Origin of the sequence: Mucilaginibacter phenanthrenivorans, assembly GCF_024721155.1 — a bacterium.
Lineage (GTDB): Bacteria > Bacteroidota > Bacteroidia > Sphingobacteriales > Sphingobacteriaceae > Mucilaginibacter > Mucilaginibacter phenanthrenivorans.
The window spans coordinates 440,200-460,098 of sequence record NZ_JAHVAP010000005.1 but is presented as its reverse complement, the minus strand read 5'-3'; the positions used below and the strand labels follow the sequence as shown (position 1 = coordinate 460,098).

Below are 19,899 nucleotides of genomic sequence, written 5' to 3'. Positions count from 1 at the left end.
CGCTAATTGAACGATTCCCTGAACGCGTTTGGTGAAAGATCGGTGCTACGCTTAAATAATTTATTAAACGACTGCGGGTGTTCAAACCCCAATTGATAGGCAATTTCAGCAACATTCATGCGGGTGGTTGTTAGCATTAGCTTTGCCCTTGCTATTAACCGGTCATGAATATGCTGCTGTGCACTTTGCCCGGTGAGGGTTTTAAGCATATCGGTGAGGTATCTTGGCGATATCCGGAGGTGGCCGGCAACTTCCAAAACGGTTGGGATCCCACTCGCGGAGGCTGTAAAACGGTCGGCAAGGTAAGTATCCATTTGGCTGATCAGATCGTGATGCACAGCCTTTCGGGTGAGGAACTGCCGGTTATAAAAACGGTTGCTGTAGTTAAGCAGCAATTCAATCTGCGATACCAGCACATCCTGGCTAAAGGCATCGGTGTTGTTATCCAGTTCGGCGGCGATATTTTCAAACAAACCGCCAATTACCTTCTTCTCCTTATCCGAAAGAAATAAAGCTTCGTTCACCGCGTAGGCGAAGAAGCCATAATCAGCAATATTTTTACCCAATTGGTAATTCCGGATAAGATCAGCATGAAAATAGAGCGTGTAGCCGTCATAGCTGCCTTCTTCGCCAGACATAGTAACCAGTTGGTTAGGCGCTAAAAAAGCCAGGCCCCCTTCCTCAAAGTCATAATAACCCTGTCCGTATTTTACCTGGCCCCTGAATTCCTTTTTAAAGGAGATCTTATAAAAATCGATCAGGAAACTTCTTCCTGCGTTTTCACGGCTGATCTTCGTAACATCATAGTTTACCAACGCAACCAGGGGATGCAGGGGTTTGGGCATACCTATACCCCGCATCAGTTCAGAGATGTTTTTAAAAACAATGGGCGGCTGCGTAGCTTTCATGGGCAGACCAAGTTAACATTAATCCTGTATACTTGGCCTGATAACGATGTCTCCCACATCCACATTGTCCGGCTGGCTGATCGCGTAGACGACACCACCTGCTATGGCATCAGGCGAGATCGCTATCTGTGCAGCTCTTTCCTTAATGGCACCCCTGGTTGCATCATCCTTAATATGATCCGTCAGTTCGGTATTCACAAAACCGGGCGAGATGCCGGTTACCCTGTATTGTCCGCCCGATTCCTGGCGCAACGCCTCGGCAATGGTACGCACTGCGTTCTTGGTTCCCGCATATACGCCCTGGAGGGGTACGATCCTGATCCCCGAAGTTGAAATAATATTGATGATATGGCCCGAGCCCTGCTTTTTAAACACAGGCAAAGCTGCGGCTATGCCGTATAGCGTACCCTTGAGGTTCACATCAATCATTTCTTCCCATTCGGCTACCTGTACATCGTCTATCCGACCGAGATGACTGATGCCGGCGTTATTCACCATTACGTCTAAACGGCCGTATGTTGTACAAGCTAAGGCAACCAGATTAGTCAGATCCCCGCGCAGCGTGACATCAGTTACCAGGCACACAGCTTCACCGCCGGCTGTTTTGATCCGGCTGACCAAGTCCTCCAACCGGTCTTTCCGGCGGGCGCCCAAAACCACTTTTGCTCCCTGTGCCGCCAGCATGAGCGCTGTAGCCTCGCCAATTCCACTGCTGGCGCCGGTAATTGCCACCACTTTTCCTTTTATGTTGTTTTTCATGATACAAAGGTGGACAAACATATTGGGCATAAGTTAGCCTAAACCGTAAATGGTGTAGCCTAAATGTATGGAAGAATTTGAGCTGATTGCCGATGATGGAGGTGAAGGCAGGCGGGGAATGGGAGGAGATATTACTTAGCACTTTCCATAAAATTCTTTAACCACCACAATCGTTCTAAATAGATCTTGAACCATGGCTTGCCGTTATTTTGTTTCACCATTTCGAGGTGGTTGTTTACAAACTTCTGTGGATCATCTATAACGGTACAATTATTTAATCGCACTGGGGATGCAGGCAATTGATGGGTAGCAAAATACGTTTCCAGCTCGCCGATCTCGTCGTCCCAAACAGGGTGGTTATAAATTTGCTCCTTGCGGTATTGCACCTGGTCGGTATCACAGCCAAATGTTTGTGCAAACAGGTTTAATATGGGTTGATGATCGCTGATGCTATAATTTTCGGGCGATGCCTGCTCCGGCTTTGCGTTTGGCGTAATAAACTCCCTGTGATCATATTTTAAAAGGTAGTCTGCTATGTCCAGTCCAGCGGTACGTTCTTCGTGGTTAGCGCTTAATTCAAGCAGGGGCGATACCTTGAAACCCATGCCAATTGGTGTTGCCTTTTGCTGCCATTTATCAAAGCAGTTCAGGTCGGGAAACAGGGTAACATTGCGGCCTTTAAGCACATGGCATTTTTCGGCATTCAAATTACTTAAGGCACCCGCCGCCAGCCATATAAACCTGGGCAAGTAAACGCCCGCAATTATTGCCGACTTTTCGCTCTCCACTATCGCCACCGGCTTTAAAGGTTCTTCTTTAAGCAGGTGTTCGCCGAAGAAGCATTGCTTTAGCCGAAAGTCTTGAGTCTTAAGCTCTGAGTCTTGAGTCGAAGATCGGTTATTTGACTTTTGACTAACGACTCCGGACTTAAGACTGATTAAAGCATGTACCCACGTAATATGGTTAAACGGTTTCTTCACCCGCCTGCCGTCATCGCCATACAACATTACCTTGCCGGTGCGGATACCGCCATCAATGGCAATTTGCCAAAACACAGTTGCGCCCGTCCAATGATCCGACGAGCCGATCAAATACCTGCCGATCAATTCTTCTGTAATCTCCCCGCCAAATAACTTAACCAGCCAGTTTGTGAATATGTTAGTTGCGTATCCTGTGAGGGATTTTTCGAGGAGTCCATGGTCCATGGTTGATGGTGTTTTTGGTCCATGGTCCATGGTCGATGGTGTTTTTGGTCCATGGTCCATGGTCGATAGTCCATGGTTGGGAATGAGCTGCGGGTGTTGTCGGCCTTTCTTTTTTACTATCGTCCATGGTCTATCGACTATGGACTTTCCCTTTCCTGCCATGGTCCATGGACTATCGACTATGGACTTTCCCTTTCCTGCCATGGTCCATGGACTATCGACTATTGACTTCCCCAACCGCTTCGGCTTACAATGATACCCGCACCTGTCTTCACGACTGCAGCGGCCTACATGGTCGGCAAGGTGGTTGCCCGTTTGGGTATCTATGTAGCGGCTGAACGTTCGTTTACGGTTACATTCGGGGCAGGTATAACGGCTGGCAGGGCCTTTATAGGGTTCAAGGGTGTAGCGGTACATTTTAGGTGTGGAGTGAGTGGCAGTGTTAGTGGATTAGAGAAAGGGGGGATGTCACCCTGAGGCACTCGAAGGGCGACGTGCGTAGTGGCCTGTCCGCGTGCTAAGCATGGTGAATAGGCCTTTGCCCACATGCTTCCCTTCGATAAACTCAGGACAGGCTTGTGCCTCAGCATGACACCCTTTTACATCATTTTACATCACTTACATGCATAGTGATGTAACCGATGTAAAGTGATGTATTATTTAAGGCGTTTAAGTATGCGGTTTACTTTTGATTGTACGGAGTTGAACTTGCTGTCATCGGTACAAAGCTTTTTGGCGATAGCATAAGCAGAGATCCCGGGTTCCGCGGTCATTAAGTCAATTACACTGGTTTCAAATTCAGACTTATCCGTTTCCGACGGTACCTTTAAATGTGCCTTTTCGGTGCCGTAACCCTCAAACTGAAACAGCACGAAATTATAGGGCTGGCTTACCCGGCACACCACCACGTTTTCGCCGTGATACTTTACTTCGGCGCTGCGGGCCTTTATTTGTTTCAGGTAGCGCGTCTTGCTGTCCTGCTGACTCTCGCCTATAGTAAAAATACTGTCTGTTAAGTTAGAGAGGTGCTTGCTGCCCTGCAAATGGTTGCGGGTAATGGGTTGCGAAAGATCGCGCTTGGGGGTATGTGCCAGCACCATCAGGCTCAGGTTGTACTTACGCTTCAGCTGGATCAGCATCTTCATCAGCGGCAGGGCATCCTTGGCCTTTTCGGTTTCGGTTTTAAGGTAGGTGATATTATCAATAATGATGATCTTGGAGCCTGTTGCAATAATATCTTCTTCCAATTGATGGCTCAAAAAATCTTCAAAGCTGTCGAAGCCTACTTTCTCATAATCAACGCTATCGGGGTTGATCTCGGCACGAAGCAGGTTATCATTAAAGATATAATGATCATTATAATTGATAGAGTAACGCCCCTCAAACTGCTTCTCGGTAAGCTCAAAATCAAAGTATAATACAGGCTGCCGTTCTGCTTCCAGCCTGAAGCCGGTAATGGCGCAGCCCAGGCTGATGCTGTTGGCCACCTGTACGGCCAGTAATGATTTGCCTACGCCATTCTCGGCAAACAGGATACACAGCTCACCCTCGAACCAAAACTCATCAAATAACATTTTAGGGACAGGGCGGTGCTTTGCGGCCTCTATCCATTTGTTGGCGGTTTTGATCTCGAACAGGCGGTTGCCGGCAGGTTCAGGATTTGTTTGGTTGATGATGTCATCAACATGTTCAAGGGCCCTGGCGGGCGTAATGGAGCCGATGCCCCTTTGCTGGAGGTTGAATTGCGGTTTTAGCATTTTAAGGATTATAATGTGTAGATTTTTTTCTTTAGTCTTGAGTCGGAAGCCTTTAGTCTTGAGTCAGAAGAAACACGTTGGCTTTAACTCAATAATATTTAACTAGCCAAAGCGAATGCCGGGCGGGTTAAAAAGGTTTACAATTATACAGATTAAATCTGTAATAATAAAGAAAATAAAGAAAATAAAGAAATAAAATATAAGAACGGTTGTTTATTGGATGTGTGCCTACAAGCGGTTTGTTAATAAGGCGGGATATGAAATATTTTGCGATGTTTTACATCACTTTACATCGTTTACATCACCATGCATGTATGTGATGTAAAATGATGTAGTGCGTGTAAGGGTAGTTCAATACTTAGCAGCGGTGTCACGAGTGCCCTACCTCTTTTGGCCAGCGCTACACACTCGCGCCAGGGGGGCTGTTGTAAGTGTTGTAAATGTTGTAGTATTGTATGGATAGTTCAATACCTATCTGCGGTTTCACTAGTGCTCAATCTCTTTTGGCCAACGCGACACACTCGCACCTGAACGGGAGAAAGGCTTTTCGATTTGCACACTGCCGCATTAACTATAAATTTATGAGGAACTATTATTATTTATTTTGGAGCGATGCTGTACAACGTTTTATTAAGCATAATCCTAAAGAAAGGGTAAAGACACCCTTAACCCTAACTTCTTGGGTATTTACATTAACTGTGCTTAGCACGATGCTTTGGCTGAAATATTTCCATGTTTATCAAAATAAATTTGGCTTATTTGGAATTTTTACCACGTTAGGAAAAAAAACACCTTTCATTTTAGAAATGGGCGTGGTATTCTTATTAATTTATATCATAAACTATGTTTTGATATTTTGGCGGGATAGATATCTGTTGATCATTGAAAAGTATCCGTTGGGAAGGTTTAACCTCAGCGTGATTGTTACAATGGCTATGTTGGCATATTTTTTATTTACTATATTCTTATATGGCTATTTAACTGGTCAGATGTAAAACCTTCCCTCCCTGGCGCGAATGCAGCCAGAGCCCAAAGAGGTGGAGTTCTCGTGACACCGCTGACAGGTAAACCGCATTTATTTACATCACTTTACATGCATTACATCACCATGCATGTAAGTGATGTAAAATGATGTAGTGCATGTAATAATAGTTTAATACTTATCTGCGGTATCAAAGATTGCCCCACCTCTTTGGGTCGGTGCGGCACACCAGCGACAAAGGAGGGTGTGAAGGGTTGTTGAACAAGGGTTCACTCGTAGATCTGCCCGCTCAAAATGGGAAGTTGGCAGGTAACAAAGCTTGCATTGGCTGCAATATGCAATAAAAAAAGCCCTGAACGATGTCAAGGCTTTTTATTGCGATCTCTCAGATCATGGGCAGTAAATGGCAGTGTAATTGCATGTAGCCGCCGTTTGGGTGCAATTAGTGATTTGAGGAGGATTGTCTGGATCGTAACAAGTTGCATAAATATCCTTTGGTGTATCAGCACAAATGGAAGTTGGCGTAGTACCAATGTAACAATTAAAAATGTAACCGGCATGGCCGCCTTTTACCTGTTTCATCTCAATTTTTGATAATTTTTTCATAGTTGTGATAATTTAAGATTATTAATAATAAGTTTTAAGTGTTTTAGTGCTGTTAAGATAATTATTTTTTATTAAATATCCAATTGATAGTAAATCTGAAACTTATTTTAATAAAAAATGAGTCAAAATGAGGATATTTAAGGATATTTTCTTTATAAATCTTATTTATAATCAGGAATAGTATAACTATTGTTAAGTTTTGCCAATAATTATACCTCACTGGTCGAAGTTGATGCCTTACTAAAGGCATACATGTTCCTGATTGTCCTGGATAGGGCTGCTTCGTTTCTATCTATCACAAGTTGTATTCAAGCTGGGGTGGGTGTCACCCTGAGGCACAAGCCTGTCCTGAGTTTATCGAAGGGAAGGGCGACGTGCGCAGTGGCCTATCCGCGTGCTCAGCAGGTGCAGAGGCCTTTGCCCACATGCTTCGAGTGCCTCAGCATGACACCCCTTACGTGCGCAGTGGCCTATCCGCGTGCTCAGCAGGTGCAGAGGCCTTTGCCCACATGCTTCGAGTGCCTCAGCATGACACCCCTTTTTAACCCGCAATGTCGTGATGGTGAAAGGAAGCTAAATAAATCCATCCTGCCAACGCTAATCCTAAATTCATTCCTCCCTCAAAACACTTCCCCGCAATGTTTGTTGCAATACAATCCTCATAAAAAAAGGCCTTAAAATAACGTGGAAAATAAAAAACGTATCGCAATCCTGGGCGGCGGGCCGAGCGGATTGTTCATGTTTAAACGCCTGGTGGATTCCGGGAGATTGGACATCAGCATCACCATATTTGAACGTAAAAAAAAGCTGGGGGCAGGTATGCCCTATAGCGCCGAAGGTGCGAATGACGAGCACATCACCAACGTATCCGGCAACGAAATCCCCCTGCTGGTTACGCCCCTTGCCGACTGGATAAAGAAAGTACCGAAGGATACGCTCGACAAGTTCCACATCGACCCAAAACGTTTTAACGAATACAAAGTGTTGCCACGCCTGCTGTTCGGCCAGTACCTTACCGCCCAGTTCGACCTGCTGCAAAAGCAGGCCCGGGAAACCGGCGTGGAATACGAGATCCATTACAACAGTAACGTAACCGACGTCATCGATCATCCCGAAAGGGAAATGATTACCGTAGAAATAGACGATACCGAACGCTTTGAGTTCGACCAGGTGATCATTTGCACCGGGCACAACTGGCCGCACAAACACGAGGGCAAGGTGCCCAACTATTTTGATTCGCCCTACCCGCCCATGAAGCTGGCGCTGCAGCTGGATCACCCGGTGGCCATCAAGGGTTCGTCGCTTACCGCCGTGGATGCCATCCGTACGCTGTCCCGCTATAACGGTACTTTTGAAAAAAGCGAGGATGGGGTGTTGTCGTATCAGCTATCAGATAATAGCCCGAACTTTAAGATGGTATTGCATACCCGCAATGGCATGTTGCCGGCTGTGCGGTTTCATTTGGAGGATTCCCATTTGTCGAACAATTCGCTGTTGAGCAAGCAGGAGATCGCGAAGCATATCGCCACTAATGACGGCTTTTTATCGCTGGATTATATTTTTGAAAAAGATTTTAAGGCACCCATCCGCGAGCGGGAACCCGAATTTTACGAGCGCATTAAGGACATGAAACTGGAGGAGTTTGTAGCCGCCATGATGGACCTGCGCGAACGCCTCGATCCGTTCCAATTACTCAAAGCCGAATATGCCGAAGCGGAGAAATCCATCAAACGCCGGGAATCGGTTTACTGGAAGGAAATGCTGGGCGTATTGAGCTTTGCGCTTAACTATCCTGCCAAGCACCTGTCTGCCGAGGATATGCAAAGGCTGCAAAAATCGTTGTCACCGCTTATCTCTATCGTGATCGCCTATATCCCGCAAAGTTCAAGCGAGGAACTTCTGGCATTGCACCAAGCCGGGGTTTTAGACCTCATCCCCGTTGGCGACGATAGCAGGGTGGAGGCAGCAACCGATGGCGGGGCCATTTATCATTATACCGATGAAGCCGGGAATGAGCAGGCAGTGCATTATAATACTTTTATAGATTGTGTTGGTCAGCCGCATTTGGCGTTCGAGGAATTTCCGTTTAAAAGCTTATTAACAAGCAGGACGATCACGCCCGCCCGGCTTAAATTCCGCTCGCCAGCAGCGGGCCAAAAGGCGATGGATGAGGGTAAGGATGTGATCCGGGATCAACACGGCGATTATTATTTAAAGGTGTCGGGCATCACCATTAACGACTATTTCCAGGTGGTGGATGCATACGGCGCGTTTAACGACAGGATCTATATCATGGCGGTTCCGTATATTGGCGGCTATAACCCGGATTACTCGGGTTTGGATTTTAGCGAGGAAGCTTCATCCACCATTATTAAGCGACTGTCGGCATGAAATTGTATTTGTTATTATTGGGCGCCGGAGCGCCGGGGCGAAATATCGAGCAGCATGATTATTTCTTCGGAATTGCAAACGAGCTGAAGGACCTGGTACCCGATCTGAAAGCCTTTTGGCCCGAGGCAGGTAATACCCTGCACGTTGACGGCTACCGCGAAGTAACTAGGGTTGAGAATTGGTCGATCCGCGTTGTGCCGCAAGATGACGAAACGCCGGAATCGGCAAATAAGCTCTTCTTTCTAAACCTTGGCGGATACACCACAGGCAAGCTGGAGGAGCAGCACTACATTGTATTAACCGTTCAGGGAACCCGTGCACTGGCAGTACAGGAAGCAAAGAAGAGTTTGTTCTTTAAAACCAATTCATTAAAAGGCATTGCCACTTCTCACATCGACGAAAAGTATGGAGTGGATGTAGATAATGTTTACCAAATAGATGACCTGTTGTCGCCGGCCTACAAGGAAAAATACCGGATTGTTATTGGTGATGGAACGGAGACTCCGGAAGACGAGATCCATTTAGGTTATTTTAAGCTGGATAAACTGAAATGACGCCTGCTGAACAATTAACCCACTGGGTGAAGCAGAAATATGAGGGCCGGTTGATAAAAAGCACATACAAGCCATATTTCATCCATTTACAGTTCGTGGCTGAACAAGCCGGAAAGGCAACTAATTTCGGCTACGAGATCGGCCTTTGTCATGATATTTTTGAAGATTTTGCTATTAAGCCCGTTGAATTAGCCGAAACGTTGATCAGCTTTGGTTATACCGATACCGAAGCCGCCTACATTACCAATGCTGTAACAGAACTTACCGATGTATTTACCGCTGCTGCCTACCCTGATCTGGGCAAGAAGGAACGCAAGGAACAGGAAGCCGCCCGCCTGGCGACCATTAGCCCTGCCGCCCAAACCGTTAAATATTGCGACCTCATCTACAACATTGGCTGGGTGATGCACTACGACCGTGAGCATGCAAAAAAATACCTCAAAAAGAAACAGCTCCTGGTAACCAACATGCTAAGGGGCGATAAGATTTTACGTCAGAAGGCACTACAGCTGATTTGGAATTCATTGGGGGAATTATAATGGGGGGATGGTTTTGGTGTTAGGTTGAAATGCTTTGCCTGCTCGCGCAGATGCTGCAATGCAGCCACGGTGCAGAGAGCCGGATCGGTGCACGGGTGTTTTATCTTATGCTCAAATAAAAACTGGAGGCACATTAGGTGACGTAAAGACATGGAAGCGTGAGGTGCTCAAACCCTATCATAGTCTACGGAATATACATATCCTTATTTGGTAAAGATTCAATGACCCGTAGGGTCTACCGCTTTGTAGCAACAAAAAAGGGGTTTTCCTTTGCATCGTAGATGCTACCCTTTATTCATCTAACAGGTCGTGGAAAATGTATTTCTCATCGAATTCTACATCATTACTTTTCAGGATCTGCAAATATTCCTCCCTGAATGTGCTTTTTGAATGATGTTCCTTTTGATTTAATATCACATATATAAATAACAAACGCGAACAAGGGTAGACCCTATGGGTCAAAGAGACGGTTTGCCTTTTTTCTACAAAGCGGTAGACCCTACGGGTCAATAGTAGATAATATCTGTTGTGGAGTGGATCAATATAAAAACTAACGAACTTGGATTGACTAAAAACATTGCCTGCATTGGGTTGTCTCCCCGGCCTCTCCTCCAAAAGAATTCTTCGGACAAAGGCTAGCTAGGTACATTTTTAATCCAATAAAATTCAATGACCCGTAGGGTCTACCGCTTTGTAGCAATAAATAAGGTATTTTTCTTTGCATCGTAGATGCTACCCTTTATCCGTCTAACAGGTCGTGGAAAATGTATTTCTCATCGAATTCTATATCATTGCTTTTCAGGATCTGCAAATATTCCTCCCTGAATGTGCTTTTTGAATGATGTTCTTTTTGATTTAAAATATATTTAATTACGCTATCAATTTGAGAGTGGCTATTGCTAAAAGCTCCGTACCCTTCCTGCCATTGAAATTTTCTTGATGTTAGCCCTTTGCTATTTATAAATTCTGAACTATCGCCTTTCACCAATCTCATAAATTCAGAAATAGATTGTTTTGGATTAAGGCCGATAAAAAGGTGAAGATGATCCGGCATTGTATTTATGGCAAGCAATTTATGCCCATTGTTTTGAACTATCCCGGTAATATATTTTTGGAGACGATCTTCCCATTCTTCTTCGATAATGGCCCTTCGATATTTTACCGCAAATACAAAATGTATATATAATTGTGTATAGGTGTTTGGCATGGCTTCCGCTTTTACACAAAAATAATAAACGCGAACAAGGGTAGACCCTACGGGTCAAAGAAAATGTTAGCCTTTTTTCTACAAAGCGGTAGACCCTACGGGTCAATCATAGGTTATTTCTGTTGAGGATAGATCAAAAAACTAAAAATGGCTGGATAGATCATTAAGATATTTACATGCCCCAGCTCAAAAGGTGAGGGTTCTAATACTAATAATAAACGCGAACAAGGGTATACCCTTATGGGTCAATCGTTGGTCATTGCTGTTTTGGCATTAATCAAAAACCTGCAGCACTTCAAATTGATGTAGAAACAAGGCGTGCATTGGGTTATCTCCCCAACCTCTCCTTCTAAGGAGCCTTCCGGAAAAGCTACGGTGTGTAAACATTTTATCAGTATTAGTCAATGACCCGTAGGGTCTATCGCTTTGTAGCAATAAATGAAGGAATTGTTTTTTGCCTCGGAGAGGCTACCGTATTCGTACGATAGGTCGTGGAAAATATTTTCCCGTCACTGATCGAAGTTTATAACTTCCTACTTTTGCCATGCGGCTCCGCCCATTATATTTGTACAATCAGCGCGTCATCAGGTGCTTGTCCTTTGCTTAATTTATGAATACTGGCCAGTGTTGTTTCGGCAATCTGCGACAGCGCATCTTCGGTAAAAAAAGCCTGGTGGCCGGTAACCAGCACATTTGGGAAACTCAGCAGCCGCTGTATGGTATCATCTTCAATAATACTTCCGGATAGGTCTTTAAAAAACAAGCGTTCCTCCTGCTCGTATACATCAATGCCAAGGTTAGCCAGTCGGCCCGTTTTTAAAGCCCCTATAACAGCGTGCGTATCAATCAGTGCGCCCCGGCTGGTGTTAATCAAAGTGGCTCCTTGTTTCATTTTGGCAAGGCTGTCCTGGCAAATCAAATAACGGTTATCGGGCGTAAGCGGGCAATGCAGCGATAGGATATCTGCCTGCTGCAGCACATCGTCAAAGGTGGTGTATTGTACACCGGCGGCAACCATTTCCTCATCTTTAAACAGGTCGAAAGCGAGTACCCTGCACCCAAAGCCCAGCATGATTTTACAGAAGGCCTTGCCGATTCGCCCGGTACCTATTACCCCCACTGTTTTTCCGTGCAGGTTAAAACCTAAAAGTCCGTTCAGCGAAAAGTTTTGTTCCCTTACCCGGTTATAGGCCTTGTGGGTTTTGCGGACCAGCGTTAACAGCATAGCTACCGCATGTTCTGCCACCGCTTCGGGCGAATACGCCGGCACGCGGCACACCGTGATCCCGTACTTTTTTACCGCTTCCAACTGTACATTATTAAACCCGGCGCAGCGCAATGCAATAACCTTTACACCTTTGGCAGCCAATATTGCTATTACTTCGGTTGTCAGCTTATCGTTTACAAATACGCAGACTGCAAATGTACCCTGGTCAACCGCATTAACAATGTGCGGACCGAGATGTGTTTCCAGGTACTCCATATCAAAGCCATAATTGGCATTATGCTGGTTAAACGAGGCGATATCATAAGGCTTTGCCGAAAAGAAAAGGACTTTCATAGGTGATGCTGACATGCAGGTAAAGGTAAGGGATTATGCGGCAATACCCTTTATCGGAACGCTATTTTACAGCACCGGCTAACTGCCCCGCCTTTAATATATCGTTGAGGGCCTGTCCTGGCGTCTTGCCTCGGCACAAGTAATTTAAGCAACCCACTTAGATTAAATACCATTCCCATCCATCCCCTCAAATCAAAATCTTTGTATCTTGCCTAACCGATAAGCATCCGCCTCATGACGTCAACCAAATTTCGCTTCATCATACTAACCGGCATTATTGCCCTTACTGCCGCGAGAACAAACGCCCAGGACCTTTACGCCGCCCAGCGCCAATCCTGGCTCAAAAAAGCGGAGGAATATAAACCCGTACTAACGGAAACCATCAAACATCCTACCGGTATTGTTAAGCTGGAAAAGGATGCCGCAGCATTCCAGGGCTGGAAAATGGTACCTGCGGGACGTGTTGAACAATTTTACAACACGCCTATCAATCAAAAAAACACCGGAATGATAGTTGATTTTGGCGAACATATGACCGGCTACTGCACCTTTACCCTGAAAACCTTGCGGGGCGATATGGATTCGCCATTGCGATTGAAGCTTACCTTCGGTGAGGTGCCTGCTGAGTTGGCCACCCCGTTTGATCCATATCCGGGTGGCTTAAGCCGCGCCTGGCTGCAGGATGAAACCGTAACCGTTTCGGTTTTGCCTTCCACTGTTACCATCCCCCGCAGGGTAGCGTTCAGGTATGTAAAGATAGAATGGCTGGGCTCGTCCTCCGGTTTTGAGTTCGGGTTTACAGATCTGCACTTTAAGGCCTCCACCTCGGTTACTGTCACACCGCCGGAACTGGCGGCAACCACATCGCCCATCATAAAGGATATCGACCGTGTTGGCCTCGCCACACTTAAGGAATGCATGCAAACCGTATACGAGGACGGACCGAAGCGCGACCGCCGCTTATGGATCGGCGACACGTATTTGGAGTCGCTGGCTAACCTGTATTCCTTTAAAAACGATGGACTGACTAAGCGCTGTCTATATTTATTGGCCGGCCTGTCCAACGAAGACGGCATCCTTAACGCCGATGTATTTGAGGACCCCGAGCCTCACGCGCAAAAAACTCACTTATTGGATTATTGCTTCCTGTACAATGTGGCCCTCAAAGAATATGTTGCCGCAACCGGCGATAAACAAACCGGGCTCGACCTGTGGCCAGTCGCCAAAAAGCAGCTCGACATCGCCAAAATGTATACCGGCGAAGATGGCATGATGGACTATGTAAAAGCCGGAAAAGAGTGGTGGGTATTTTTCGATTGGAAGGACGGGCTGGACAAACAAGCCCCGCTGCAAGGCATCACCATTTATACCCTTAACCAAACTTATGCTTTGGCCAAGCTATTGGGTAAGGAAAACGAGGTGACGGAAATTCCCGCCATGGCAAAAAAATTGAAGGAAGCTGCCCATAAAAATCTGTACGATAAAACAACCGGGCTATTTGTAAGTGGGCCAAATAAACAGGTATCATACGGCGGACAGGCCTGGATGATCTTAAGTGGCGTTGCATCAAAAGCCGAAGCGCAAAAGGCTTTAAAAGCATTGCCAACCGTTGCCGATGCCGTGCATCCCGGTGCACCCTATATGTATCACTATTACATCGCCGCTTTAATTGAAAGCGGATTAAAAACCGAAGCCAAAGCGGCACTGGTAGATTACTGGGGCGGCATGGTAAAAAAGGGCGCCGACACGTTTTGGGAAGTATATGACCCAGCTGATGAGTTTAAATCGCCTTACAACTTTTTCCCGGTGAATAGCTATTGCCATGCCTGGAGTTGTACGCCGGTATACTTTATCAGGAAATACCCCGAGATTTTTCAGCAGTGATCGGCTTATTAGGGCAGGCGCTATATCAAAAGTCAAATTCTCAAATGAATAGCGAAATTATATTTTGTGCAAATCAAATTCTCTGTTACTCTGTGCATTCTTTGCGCCCTCTGTGGTAAAAACTAACCACGGAGATACGGAGAAATTCACGGAGTACGCAGAGACCAAATATTATTTTGTTTTGAGAAATTTGCCATTTTAGTTTAAAAGGGATTTCCCTGAACCTGCCTCCAAAGCAGGCACAAAACACATCTGCTCCATCACTTTTGTTGTAAGGATAACGCCGCGGTTTGCGTCATATTGCGCGAAAAAAAATATAGTTGAAAAACGGCATTTTGATAAGTTCTACCTTATATTTTTGGCTTTGCACATCTCAAAAAAACCAAAAGTATGACGCCAGGAAGCACAAAAACAGCGAATAATATAAACAGTTATGTACTTGATTTTCATGAGATCGACAGGTCAATGTTGATGCTCACCGGAGGCAAGGGCGCTAACCTGGGCGAACTGTCAAAGATCAACGGAATCAATGTCCCTGGAGGATTTTGCGTTACCACCGAAGCGTATAAAAAACTCATCGAAACTAACGGGGAGCTTAACAGATTGCTGGATCAGTTAGCATATCTTAAAGCAGAAGACAGAGGAAATATCAGCGAAATCAGCGGAAAGATTCGGGCGGTCATAGAAGGCGTGCCAATTACTAACAATATAGTGGATGAGATAGCAGGCCACCTAACAAAGTTTGATGAAAATGATGCCTTTGCGGTGCGGTCAAGCGCTACGGCGGAAGACCTGCCGACAGCCTCCTTTGCAGGCCAGCAGGATACCTATTTGAATGTTATCGGAAAGGAAGCCATCCTGGAGCATATCAGCAAATGCTGGGCTTCCCTGTTTACAGATCGTGCGGTGATTTATCGAATACAAAACTGCTTTGACCACCGCAAAGTTCAACTGTCTGTAGTTGTTCAGCAAATGGTGTTTCCCCAGTCCGCAGGAATTATGTTTACTGCCGATCCTGTATCTGGGAACAGGAAGGTGGTGTCTATCGATGCCAGTTTCGGACTGGGCGAAGCCATGGTCTCCGGCCTGGTGAATGCTGATCTTTATAAAGTAAGCAACGGCAAGGTTATCGATAAAATGATTTCCGTTAAGAAATTAGCCATATACGCTTTAAACGGCGGCGGTACACAAGAGCGGGAGATTGAACCCCAGCATCAAACCAGGCAAGCATTGACGGATGAACAGGTTTTACAACTTGAGTACATCGGCAGAAAAATTGAAGAACACTTTGGCAGCCCGCAAGATATTGAATGGTGTTTGGCGGATGATACTTTTTATATTGTACAAAGCCGCCCTATCACTACTTTATACCCGGTACCCGAAGCGGATGACTGGGAGAATCACGTCTATATATCTGTTGGCCACCAGCAAATGATGACCGACCCGATGAAGCCATTGGGATTGTCCATATGGCAGTTAAGAGCCGGCAGGCCCATGTTTAAAGCCGGCGGAAGGTTGTTTGTTGATGTTATGGATCTGCTGGCCACGCCTGTCGGCAGCGCAAATTTATTGGAGGCCATGGTGCAACATGATCCGCTTATAAAAGACGCACTGCTGACCATCATAGAACGCGGGGATTTTATAAAATCGTTACCGAACGATGAACAGGCACCGGTGATTGTTAAAAGCACTAAGGGTATGTCGTCTGCGGATATTTTGGCGCAGGTGGGTAGCGACCCGGAAATCGTTGCTGATCTGATTAAAGATAGTGAAACATCAGTTGAAGCGCTAAAACAAAACATCCAAACCAAATCGGGGCCAGCGCTATTTGATTTTATCCGGGAAGACATTGAGCAATCAAAGAAGATGATATTTCATACCAAACACATGGGTGTGATCATGGCTGCAATGAATGCCTCAGCGTGGCTCAATGACAAGATGAGTGGATGGTTGGGTGAAAAAAACGTGGCTGACATACTTTCTCAATCCGTACCCAACAACATCACTTCGGAGATGGGTTTGGAGTTATTGGATGTAGCAGATGTGATCCGTCCTTATGCGGAGGTAATTAATTATTTGCAGCAGGTAAAGGATGATAATTTTTTGGATGAACTGGTTAAGCTTGATGGGGGGCAGGAAACCCGGGATGCAATCATTGCATATCTCGACAAATATGGTATGCGCTGTGCCGGTGAGATAGATATTACCAAAACCCGCTGGAGCGAAAATCCGGCTATCCTTATCCCGATAATCCTTGGTAATATCAAGAACTTTGAACCAAGGGCCGGCGAGCGAAAATTTGAAAAAGGGCGACAGGAAGCGCTGAAGATGGAACAATCGTTGTTGGATAGATTGAAGCAATTGCAGGGTGGAGAACAAAAAGCAAAAGAGACAAAGGCAATGATCGACCTGATCAAAAATTTCGTTGGTTATCGTGAATATCCAAAATATGGTATCGTTAGCCGCTTTTTCGTTTATAAGCAGGCTTTGCTGAAGGAGGTTGAACAACTTGTACAAGCCAACGTTATTCCCGATAAGGAAAATGCCTGGTATCTTACCTTTGAAGAACTGCGCGAAATGGTGCGCACCCATAAGTCAAACAACCAGCTCATCAGCAAACGAAAGGACGAGCATAAAATATTTGAAAAACTTACTCCGCCACGTGTGATCACGTCTGATGGTGAAATTATTTCGGGCAGGTACAAGCACGAAAATCTCCCGGCCGGAGCAATTGCGGGCCTGGCTGTTTCTTCCGGGGTGATAGAGGGGCGGGTGCGTGTGATCCTAAACATGGAAGATGCTGACCTGGAAGACGGCGATATCTTAGTCACCTCATTTACCGACCCCAGCTGGACACCACTGTTTGTATCCATAAAAGGCCTGGTAACCGAAGTCGGCGGACTGATGACCCATGGCGCAGTTATCGCGCGGGAATACGGCTTACCAGCAGTTGTCGGGGTGGAGAATGCTACAAGGCTGATCAAAGACGGGCAGCGAATCAGGGTGAATGGGACGGACGGGTATGTAGAGATATTATAAATGGAGGTGTTTATTAAATATACCTTTGAGTTTTTAACCTATCTTACATACTCATATTTGGCACTAGGTAGGGTTAAGATTGAGAGAGGCCCGCCTAGTTCGTGACAACAAACGTCGCATAAAGGTTTGGTGTCCCATAAAGTTCCATTTTGATTTTTGTGTAATACCTCCCCATCCCTCGATTGAATAGCCATTCAGGATAAACCTTACCAATATTATATCTATAGTCCTTTTTATGAGCAATGGACAGCAGCGTTTTACACAGGCTATCGTTAAATCTTTTGTCAAAATGACTACTTAAAAAAATTGAATTTAAACACATCATAATATTCACGTGGTCGCTGTCTGAAATCGCCGAAAGTTGCTTCGTTTGAAGAAGCTTGGTAGCCCTATCGACACGTCGATGAAATTCGGTCCATGTAATTTTTGTTGGATTATTGTGGGCGGAATCCGGTATGAACTGTTGGTGTTGGCCGAATGAATTTTTGATCGTAAATAACAGCCCCACGGTCAGAATGAATGTTGAGATATATTTTTTGAATAACATAATTAGCAATTATTAAATGTTTGCATCAAAAAAATCACTTGCGGTTAAGCAACCTGAATTTCAAAGGCGACAACCCGGATGCTTTCCGAAAAAAGCGAATGAAGTAAGCGTAATCTGAATAGCCTAATTCGTAGGCAATCTGCTTTACATCGGCATCGCTGTGATACAGCAAACGCCTGGCTTCGCTAAATATTTCCTGTTGGATCCAATAGCTCACTGTAGAACCTGTAACATTCTTTATCGCCTCATTTAAATAGCCTGGTGAAACATTAAGCTTCGAGGCATAGGCCGCAGGGCTTTTGATCGTTCGGACATTTGCTACGAGCAGGTTTTTAAATTGACGGACAAGCTCGGCAGATCGGGTATGTTTATTTTCTGCGGATTCTAAATGATTATATGTACTGGCTGCCATCGCCAAAAATGATTGCACAAGAGTATGGATAATTGGCAGGTAAAATTTATCGTCTTGCCGTTCAATAAATTCGTTATGCAAGAGCTCGAGCAGGTTTGAATACTGCTTTAATTCGTAGTCTGTAAGCCTGCATGGAGCCTGCAAATTTAGCCTGCCCTCAAAAACGTCCCTAAGCTCGGCTGGAATTAATGCAGTATCCACCGCCAGGAACCAACCCTCAGCACGATCAGTTTTTATCCGGTAGTGAACCTGTGATGGTAAGATATAGTAGAGTTGACCGGCAGTAAGGACGATGTCCTGCAAATCGACCTTTGAAGTTCCTGTCCCATTTGTAAGCAGGAAAAAGATATAATGATCGTCACGGTGAGCTGTTTCTGTTTCACTTCGGTGCGTATCGCCGGGCCGGAAAACTTTGATCTGCAGGCCCGCGCTTGTTTTATTTTGTAACTGGTCTACCGGGATGCTTTTCATCAATGCAAAAATACCCTTATATCTTTAAATTCAGTAGTTTGTCTGCATTGCCATGAGCAATCTTTGCTAATTGTTCATCGGGGAGCTCAATCGCATTCAAAAATTCAATACCCATTTCGTTCGTACTAAATGGATAATCAACAGAAAACATAATATTATCGATGCCGAAGGTATCTAAGGCAATTTTCAGCGGCGGCTGTGTAAAGAAACCGCTGGTGGTGATATGTACGTGTTGATGGAAGGTATCAGTTAACGTACGCTGGTTTGCACCTCCATTCCCTGGCTTGAATGCTCTTTCCGATCTTACCATCATCATGGGCAGCATTTCGCCCATATGCCCAATTATTAGATTTAATTTGGGATACTTATCGAAAATTCCTGCATAGAGCAGGCGCAAAACATGCAGCGCTGTTTCTGAGTGCCATCCCCAGCCATAACAGGCCAACGCTTCAGCCATACCCGAATGATTGGGCAATCCATTATAGTAAATATCTGCTACACCTTTTGGCGGCAGGCCCGGGTGGAGATAAATTGGAACGTCCAGCTTTTCCGCCCGTTCAAATATCGGTGCAAATTCAGGTTGATCTAAAAATTTGTCTTCTGTCAGTCCCCTGATCATTGCGCCGCGAAAATTGTATTCCGTTACTGCGCGTTCCAATTCATCGGCCGCTGCCAAGGGAGCTGTCATCGGCAGGTGAGCAAAAGCCGTAAACCGATGTTCGAACCCTATGATCCTTTCGGCGATCAGGTCGTTATATTGCATAGCAAAAGCGGGGCCATCCTTTGGGTCCAGCAAGTTAGCGCCTGAACTATCCACCGAAAGCACCTGCATCGAAACGCCATTATCATCCATTGATTTTAAACGCTCCGCGGTAATATCGGCCAGCTTTGGAGCTATCCGCTGCATTGCTGCTGATTGACCAAAACCTCCCAAAGCCTCTTTGGGGATCTTATTTGTCATTTCCGGGAAGGAAATATGTTCTTCAAGTGTTATTATCCGCATGTTAAATTGATAGGTAAAATGTCTGTTGTATACTCCTGACCGTTCATGAAATATATAAAGACAAAGAAACTCAC

General features: G+C 45.4%; 17 protein-coding genes. 6 read left to right on the top strand and 11 right to left on the bottom strand.

Translation table 11 applies throughout. The features are described from left to right. Positions 1–2: 2 nt before the first annotated feature. The 4 genes from KXD93_RS14205 to KXD93_RS14190 all read right to left on the bottom strand — a co-directional run bounded on the left by KXD93_RS14205 (position 3) and on the right by KXD93_RS14190 (position 4,629). Complete coding sequence (locus tag KXD93_RS14205) at positions 3–908, bottom strand: helix-turn-helix domain-containing protein (RefSeq protein ID WP_258137810.1); 906 nt, start codon at positions 906–908, stop codon at positions 3–5. Positions 909–926: 18 nt separating this feature from the next. After that, a complete protein-coding gene (locus KXD93_RS14200) occupies positions 927–1,667 on the bottom strand; it encodes an SDR family oxidoreductase (RefSeq protein ID WP_258137809.1) in 741 nt (246 codons plus the stop codon). Between the two features lie 131 nt (positions 1,668–1,798). Beyond that, the gene (locus tag KXD93_RS14195) at positions 1,799–3,289 is read right to left on the bottom strand and encodes a DUF6965 family protein (protein WP_258137807.1); all 1,491 of its coding nucleotides are present in this window, start codon (positions 3,287–3,289) and stop codon (positions 1,799–1,801) included. Positions 3,290–3,528: 239 nt separating this feature from the next. Continuing rightward, positions 3,529–4,629 (bottom strand): AAA family ATPase, encoded by a 1,101-nt coding sequence (locus KXD93_RS14190; protein ID WP_258137806.1) that lies wholly within the window; start codon positions 4,627–4,629, stop codon positions 3,529–3,531. Between the two features lie 581 nt (positions 4,630–5,210). Between KXD93_RS14190 and KXD93_RS14185 the strand changes: the two genes are divergently transcribed. Next, on the top strand, positions 5,211–5,624 hold the full coding sequence (locus KXD93_RS14185; RefSeq protein WP_258137805.1) for a hypothetical protein: 414 nt from the start codon (positions 5,211–5,213) through the stop codon (positions 5,622–5,624). A gap of 377 nt (positions 5,625–6,001) precedes the next feature. Here the strand turns inward: KXD93_RS14185 and KXD93_RS14180 are convergent, their stop codons facing one another. Continuing rightward, positions 6,002–6,217: a hypothetical protein gene (locus KXD93_RS14180; protein ID WP_258137804.1), complete on the bottom strand. Its 216-nt coding sequence runs from the start codon at positions 6,215–6,217 to the stop codon at positions 6,002–6,004. A gap of 684 nt (positions 6,218–6,901) precedes the next feature. Here KXD93_RS14180 and KXD93_RS14175 point away from each other — a divergent pair. From KXD93_RS14175 to KXD93_RS14165, 3 genes are read left to right on the top strand one after another with little or no spacing between them, the layout of a single operon-like run. Further along, on the top strand, positions 6,902–8,608 hold the full coding sequence (locus KXD93_RS14175; protein WP_258137803.1) for an FAD/NAD(P)-binding protein: 1,707 nt from the start codon (positions 6,902–6,904) through the stop codon (positions 8,606–8,608). Continuing rightward, the gene (locus tag KXD93_RS14170; RefSeq protein ID WP_258137802.1) at positions 8,605–9,162 is read left to right on the top strand and encodes a DUF1543 domain-containing protein; all 558 of its coding nucleotides are present in this window, start codon (positions 8,605–8,607) and stop codon (positions 9,160–9,162) included. The genes KXD93_RS14175 and KXD93_RS14170 overlap by 4 nt, the downstream gene beginning before the upstream one ends. Beyond that, complete coding sequence (locus KXD93_RS14165) at positions 9,159–9,701, top strand: hypothetical protein (RefSeq protein WP_258137801.1); 543 nt, start codon at positions 9,159–9,161, stop codon at positions 9,699–9,701. Before KXD93_RS14170 ends, KXD93_RS14165 begins: the two co-directional genes overlap by 4 nt. Before the next feature lie 291 nt (positions 9,702–9,992). Here the strand turns inward: KXD93_RS14165 and KXD93_RS14160 are convergent, their stop codons facing one another. The 3 genes from KXD93_RS14160 to KXD93_RS14150 form a co-directional block, all read right to left on the bottom strand. Further along, on the bottom strand, positions 9,993–10,118 hold the full coding sequence (locus KXD93_RS14160; RefSeq protein WP_258137800.1) for a hypothetical protein: 126 nt from the start codon (positions 10,116–10,118) through the stop codon (positions 9,993–9,995). 322 nt (positions 10,119–10,440) lie between these two features. Then, the gene (gene tnpA, locus KXD93_RS14155) at positions 10,441–10,908 is read right to left on the bottom strand and encodes an IS200/IS605 family transposase (RefSeq protein WP_258137798.1); all 468 of its coding nucleotides are present in this window, start codon (positions 10,906–10,908) and stop codon (positions 10,441–10,443) included. Positions 10,909–11,467: 559 nt separating this feature from the next. Then, positions 11,468–12,484 carry a 2-hydroxyacid dehydrogenase gene (locus KXD93_RS14150; protein ID WP_308726290.1) on the bottom strand — a complete coding sequence of 339 codons (1,017 nt, stop codon included), beginning with the start codon at positions 12,482–12,484 and terminating at the stop codon, positions 11,468–11,470. Between the two features lie 219 nt (positions 12,485–12,703). Between KXD93_RS14150 and KXD93_RS14145 the strand changes: the two genes are divergently transcribed. Both KXD93_RS14145 and ppsA read left to right on the top strand, forming a co-directional pair. Beyond that, positions 12,704–14,353 (top strand): alpha-L-rhamnosidase-related protein, encoded by a 1,650-nt coding sequence (locus KXD93_RS14145; RefSeq protein WP_258137797.1) that lies wholly within the window; start codon positions 12,704–12,706, stop codon positions 14,351–14,353. A gap of 390 nt (positions 14,354–14,743) precedes the next feature. Next, a complete protein-coding gene (gene ppsA, locus KXD93_RS14140) occupies positions 14,744–17,392 on the top strand; it encodes a phosphoenolpyruvate synthase (RefSeq protein WP_258137796.1) in 2,649 nt (882 codons plus the stop codon). A 94-nt stretch (positions 17,393–17,486) separates the two neighbouring features. Here the strand turns inward: ppsA and KXD93_RS14135 are convergent, their stop codons facing one another. From KXD93_RS14135 to KXD93_RS14125, 3 genes are read right to left on the bottom strand one after another with little or no spacing between them, the layout of a single operon-like run. After that, positions 17,487–17,939: a hypothetical protein gene (locus KXD93_RS14135; RefSeq protein WP_258137794.1), complete on the bottom strand. Its 453-nt coding sequence runs from the start codon at positions 17,937–17,939 to the stop codon at positions 17,487–17,489. A gap of 34 nt (positions 17,940–17,973) precedes the next feature. Then, a complete protein-coding gene (locus KXD93_RS14130) occupies positions 17,974–18,822 on the bottom strand; it encodes a helix-turn-helix domain-containing protein (RefSeq protein ID WP_258137793.1) in 849 nt (282 codons plus the stop codon). A 16-nt stretch (positions 18,823–18,838) separates the two neighbouring features. Then, positions 18,839–19,825 carry an amidohydrolase family protein gene (locus KXD93_RS14125; protein ID WP_258137792.1) on the bottom strand — a complete coding sequence of 329 codons (987 nt, stop codon included), beginning with the start codon at positions 19,823–19,825 and terminating at the stop codon, positions 18,839–18,841. Between the last annotated feature and the right edge of the window lie 74 nt (positions 19,826–19,899).